Raw genomic sequence first — 2,745 nt, 5'->3', positions numbered from 1 at the left:
GTAAGCGCTTCACTCTTCGCTTTCTCAGGCTCCGTGGCGGGCTGTGCGGGCTTGTTCGCACTTTCGACGGGATAATAGCCCTGCTTTGCGAAAATACCGCTATACGCGCCGTTGGTAACCTCAATGACGTTCACACCATTGGTAATGGTAATCATTCTCTATCGCCTCCTTTGCGACTATTAAGCAGCCGTGGTATCGAGAATGCCAACCTTGTCTGCTTGCTCGAACGACGGCAGACAAATCATGGAAACGATGGTTTCGACGTTCACCGGGTCTGCCTTTTGAACAGTGGTAACCGCAACGCCCGTATCAGTGATAGAGACGTTTGCAACGTTGCCGCTCATAAGGTCACTCTCAGCCGGAGTAGTGCCGAACCACGTATTGCCAAGGTCACCATCAGGGAACATGACGAACGTATTAGCGGGCATGAACTTAACAGCATTGCCCGTTTCGTCGGCATAACGCTTGTCGTTCACCACAACGTCAACGCCAACCTGCTCCTTAATGTAATCGCGCAGCGAATTATCGGTAAGAGCGCCAACGCCCTGCGTAAGAACGAAAATCGCCTTTGCAATCTTCTGATTGTTGCGCAGATAACGCCACGTCTGACCATCGCACATAGCGCGGGTAACCTCAGCGCCCGTATCATCCTGAATCTTCTCTTTCAGAAGTCGAATATCCTCTAGCGGGTCTGCGGTAGTCGTACTAGACCAAGACGTAACAGCATTGGCCTTATGCGCAGACGGAACGCTGTAATCGAACTCGAAAGACTGACCATTAGCAGACATAGCGATAACACCTGCGGTAAGCGCCATCATGCGCATACGCTCACGAGAAGCACGCGCACCGCGAAGCAGATTAACCTCGTCATCGAAAATGCGATTCATAACAGAATCGATATACGCCTGATTTCCAGTTTCGAGCACGATATTCAGCTCTTGACGCATTTCCTCGTCAATATACGTGCTTTCCTTGAAATAGGGCATTTCAGCCGTAAGCTTCTCGAAACCAATGCGCGGGCGCGGAATAGCAGCAGCATCGAAAGCGCTGACTTTCAGCACGACGGGCAGACCACGAGAACCCTTAATCCACTTCAAATCAAGACCGCGCTTCTTATTGTCCGGGAACAGCTCTTCGCAGGGATAAGGCGCTTCATCCTGAATCAGCGTTTCCCAATAAGCGGTAAGTTCACTCGACAGAACCAAATCAAAAATAGTCATTTCGAAAACCTCCTTTCAAAATCCTCAACTAGCCTTTAAGCAGCGTAACGCCACCGAAAGAAGTAGCAGCGCCAATAGCGGTAACGACAGACGCATCAAGACGGTTCACGTTAACAAAACCGAAAATGAGCGCCGTACCGTTAGCAGCACCGGCAGTAACGTCAACATCATGCAGCAGAACGGCATTAGCGGAAACCGTGGCAGCAGCCGTGAAAGTAACGGTAATCTTGTCACCATTGGCCGGAGTGCCAGTAGGCGTAATGCCATAGGTGTTAAGCGTTGCCTCAGTCTCACCGAGATACCACTTGCTAGAAGTGCCGTTGTACTCGAAAACATAAGTGCCAGAAGCACCGCTGACAGCCGTGCTAAACGTAGCGGCAACAACGGCAGCGGCAGTAATGCCAGTACCGCTCACGGCAGCAGTTGCAGACGCAGCAATGTTGCCCGGCGCGGAAACAGGCGTTTGGCGCGACATAAGGTTAATGAAAACCGGCGTGCCAGCCTTGGCAATCTTCTTACCGTTCGCATCAGCGCTAGAAACAAGCGACTGAGGAACGATGCAACCAACGGATTCTTGCAGCTCTACGTTTGCCAAAATCTGCGTAGGCGCTCCGTAGGTCTTTTTAGAAATACCATCACGATTAAGCATTTCTAAACCTCCTTACAATTCAAAAAATTAGCTCCAATAGCTCTTTTTGGCGTTGGAACCCTTGCGCTGTGCTGCAAGACGCGCACCCAAACCGGGCTTCTGCTTGCCGCCATCGCCTGAGTTACCCTCGCCGTTGTTCTTCAAGCTAGAACCCGTGCCAGTCTGCCCGGTGTTCTTCTGCTTGCCCCCATCGTCTGATTCTTCGAACCAAGCGGGGTATTTGGTTCTAAACTCGCCGATAACGGTTTTAATGTCCGTTTCTTCATCGATTCGGGCAATGGCTAAGGTAACAACGTCATCCACGAACTGAGGTTGAACGCCAGCAGCAACAGCCTCATACTTCATTTCAGCCATCATAGCCCGCTTTTCAGCATCTTCCACAGCGCTGTTATCGGAACCACCATCAGAACCGCCCTCGTTGCCCTCATACGCATCCTTAAACGCCTTGAAAGCATTAATCATCTTCGTATCTTCGGGATTGATACCAAGTTCATTGAAAGCGGCATTACGACCCTGCTTCTTTTCGCGGGTCATCATCTTGTTAACCTCAGTTTGCGTGAAAGTACGCTCACCGCCGCCGTTGTTCGCTCCGTTATCATCGGTAGATTGATTGTTCTGCGAATTCCCGCCTTTGGTGTCCTTGTTGCCCTCGCCGTTGCCCGAACCATCGGAACCAGCGTTAGCGTTCTGATTGTCAACAGACTTGTTATCGGTATTGTCATCGTTGTTATTCTGAGTAGTCATTTTCTTTTCTCCTAATCTCCGTGATACGTCACGGTACATAAACGATAGTATCCGCTCCATCATCCCCACGTTGAACGGTAAACGTGCCGGGGTATTTCTTACGCAATTTTCTTAAATGCACTTCCAACCTGC

The 2,745-nt window shown here is 50.4% G+C and carries 3 protein-coding genes; all 3 read right to left on the bottom strand.

What is annotated here, in order from left to right:
- Window positions 1-179: 179 nt before the first annotated feature.
- From IKG78_RS01765 to IKG78_RS01755, 3 genes are read right to left on the bottom strand one after another with little or no spacing between them, the layout of a single operon-like run.
- Window positions 180-1,220: a major capsid protein gene (locus IKG78_RS01765; RefSeq protein ID WP_290938526.1), complete on the bottom strand. Its 1,041-nt coding sequence runs from the start codon at window positions 1,218-1,220 to the stop codon at window positions 180-182.
- A gap of 28 nt (window positions 1,221-1,248) precedes the next feature.
- Window positions 1,249-1,869 (bottom strand): hypothetical protein, encoded by a 621-nt coding sequence (locus IKG78_RS01760; RefSeq protein ID WP_290938524.1) that lies wholly within the window; start codon window positions 1,867-1,869, stop codon window positions 1,249-1,251.
- Between the two features lie 27 nt (window positions 1,870-1,896).
- Window positions 1,897-2,613 carry a hypothetical protein gene (locus IKG78_RS01755; protein WP_290938522.1) on the bottom strand — a complete coding sequence of 239 codons (717 nt, stop codon included), beginning with the start codon at window positions 2,611-2,613 and terminating at the stop codon, window positions 1,897-1,899.
- Between the last annotated feature and the right edge of the window lie 132 nt (window positions 2,614-2,745).

The sequence above is a fragment of the Fibrobacter sp. genome (genome assembly GCF_017545445.1).
Taxonomy (GTDB): domain Bacteria; phylum Fibrobacterota; class Fibrobacteria; order Fibrobacterales; family Fibrobacteraceae; genus Fibrobacter.
Note: the sequence above shows the minus strand (reverse complement) of the source record. Positions and strands in the feature narration are given on the sequence as shown.

What these genes read in the sequence shown, in the direction of transcription:
- IKG78_RS01765 (WP_290938526.1), bottom strand. Translation starts at nt 1,220, where the DNA reads ATGACTATTTTTGATTTGGTTCTGTCGAGTGAACTTACCGCTTATTGG.
- IKG78_RS01760 (WP_290938524.1), bottom strand. Translation starts at nt 1,869, where the DNA reads ATGCTTAATCGTGATGGTATTTCTAAAAAGACCTACGGAGCGCCTACG.
- IKG78_RS01755 (WP_290938522.1), bottom strand. Translation starts at nt 2,613, where the DNA reads ATGACTACTCAGAATAACAACGATGACAATACCGATAACAAGTCTGTT.